The following is a 2,203-nucleotide window of genomic DNA, read 5'->3' as shown; positions in this document are numbered from 1 at the left end:
ATGATGGTCGTGGCCAGACCATCCGCATCACCGCCAAGGGCCGCGAGACACGCCGCCAGATGTGGGCTGTCTACGGACGGTCGATCACCGAACTGGTTGGCGCCAAACTGTCGGCGGATGAATTGACCAGGGTCTCCGCACTGCTTGGACGATTGCGCCATCCGCCAGCCTCCGATTAGCGAGGCTTGTCGCGCGGCAACGCATCACTTGCAGATATTTTGCGCCCGCCCTCTTGCGCGCGGCCTCGGATTGCGCAATATGCCGAACCGTAACGTACGGTACGGCATACCGGAATGACCGGTGGCCCGACCTTTCGAGAGAAGAGCGTGTTGCACAGCGTGCCCGACATCGACACCAGCGAAGCGCTGACAGAACGGCAGAAGGCCGTGCTCGACGCGGCGTTGCGGCTGCTGGTCGAGGAGGGCGATCATCTGACCATGACCGCCGTGGCGCGCCGCGCCAGCTGCTCCAAGGAAACGCTCTACAAATGGTTCGGCGACCGTGACGGGCTGCTGACGGCGACGGTGCAGTGGCAGGCCTCGAAAGTGCGGGTGGCGCCGGTTGACGGCAAGGGGCTCGATCTTGCCTCCCTGACCGCAAGTCTCGAACGCTTCGCCTCGGACTGGCTCAAGGTGATCTCCAGTGACACCTCGATCGCGCTCAACCGGGTGGCGGTCAGCCATGCCGGTTCGGGCAAGGACAATCTCGGCGCCGTGGTGCTTGAGAACGGCCGCTTCGCATTGGCCAAACGGTTGAAGCCGGTGCTTGAGGCCGGCCGACGGACCGGACTTTTGGATTTCGCGGATGCCGAGACGGCGTTCCGCACCTTTTTCGGGCTGGTCGCCCGCGACGTGCAGATCCGTCTGCTGCTTGGCGACCGGCTGAAATTGACTGAGGCGGCGATCGGCGGCGATGCCGCGCGCGCGACGCAGCAGTTTCTCGCTCTTTTCGGAGCAAAAACCGGGCCGCAGGGCCTCTGATTCATAAAACGGGAAGGAAGACAAAATGCGCGTCTATTACGATCGTGATGCCGATCTCAATCTGATCAAGGGCAAGAAGGTCGCCATCATCGGCTACGGCAGCCAGGGCAGGGCGCATGCGCTCAACCTCAAGGATTCCGGCGCCAAGGAAATCGCCATCGGTCTCAAGGCCGGCTCGGCGACCGCCAAGAAGGTCGAGGCCGATGGGCTCAAGGTGATGAGCGTGGCGGACGCCGCCAAATGGGCCGACCTGATGATGATGGCAACGCCGGACGAACTGCAGGCCGACATCTACAAAAACGAGATCGCGCCGAACATCCGCGACGGTGCGGCGATCGCCTTCGCGCACGGCCTCAACGTGCATTTCGGCCTGATCGAACCGAAGTCGACTGTCGACGTCGTCATGATCGCGCCGAAGGGTCCCGGCCACACGGTGCGCGGCGAATACCAGAAGGGCGGCGGCGTGCCGTGCCTGGTCGCCGTCAACCAGGATGCCTCGGGCAATGCGCTCGACCTGGCGCTGTCCTACGCCTGCGGCGTCGGCGGCGGCCGCTCGGGCATCATCGAGACCAATTTCCGCGAGGAATGCGAGACCGATCTGTTCGGCGAGCAGGTCGTGCTGTGCGGCGGTCTGGTCGAACTGATCCGGGCCGGTTTCGAGACGCTGGTGGAAGCCGGCTACGCGCCTGAGATGGCCTATTTCGAGTGCCTGCACGAGGTCAAGCTGATCGTCGACCTGATCTATGAAGGCGGCATCGCCAACATGAACTACTCGATCTCGAACACCGCCGAATGGGGCGAATATGTCTCGGGTCCGCGCATCATCACCGCCGAGACCAAGGCCGAGATGAAGCGCGTGCTGAAGGACATCCAGACGGGAAAATTCACCTCGGAATGGATGCAGGAATACCGCGCCGGCATGTCCCGCTTCAAGGGCATCCGCCGCAACAATGACAGCCACCAGATCGAGGAAGTCGGCGCCAAGCTGCGCGCGATGATGCCCTGGATTTCCAAGAACAAGCTGGTCGACAAGGCCAAGAACTGAGCGAAATCCACAAGCGCTCGAAAACAGCGGCTTCCATGAACAAAAACGGCGCCAAGTGGCGCCGTTCAGACTGCTGACAAACCCCTGGCATTTGCTGGGGGTTTTTGATTCACTGGGTCATGTTGAAGCGACCCGCCCCTGAACAGACCGCGCTCGAGATGGTGACGCTGGATCAGTT

Annotated in this window: 2 protein-coding genes; both read left to right on the top strand. The window is 62.4% G+C overall.

What is annotated here, in order from left to right; genetic code table 11:
- The first annotated feature begins 326 nt into the window (after positions 1–326).
- The gene (locus EN906_RS31660) at positions 327–980 is read left to right on the top strand and encodes a TetR/AcrR family transcriptional regulator (protein WP_164749002.1); all 654 of its coding nucleotides are present in this window, start codon (positions 327–329) and stop codon (positions 978–980) included.
- 25 nt (positions 981–1,005) lie between these two features.
- A complete protein-coding gene (gene ilvC / locus EN906_RS31655) occupies positions 1,006–2,025 on the top strand; it encodes a ketol-acid reductoisomerase (RefSeq protein WP_013531065.1) in 1,020 nt (339 codons plus the stop codon).
- Positions 2,026–2,203: the final 178 nt, after the last annotated feature.

This window comes from Mesorhizobium sp. M7A.F.Ca.CA.004.06.1.1, from assembly GCF_003999135.1.
In the GTDB taxonomy this organism is placed as follows: domain Bacteria; phylum Pseudomonadota; class Alphaproteobacteria; order Rhizobiales; family Rhizobiaceae; genus Mesorhizobium.
This window is presented reverse-complemented; position numbering and strand designations above follow the sequence as displayed.

Bases quoted from the DNA above. Each gene is read 5' to 3' on its own strand.
- ilvC (WP_013531065.1), top strand. From the start codon at position 1,006: ATGCGCGTCTATTACGATCGTGATGCCGATCTCAATCTGATCAAGGGC.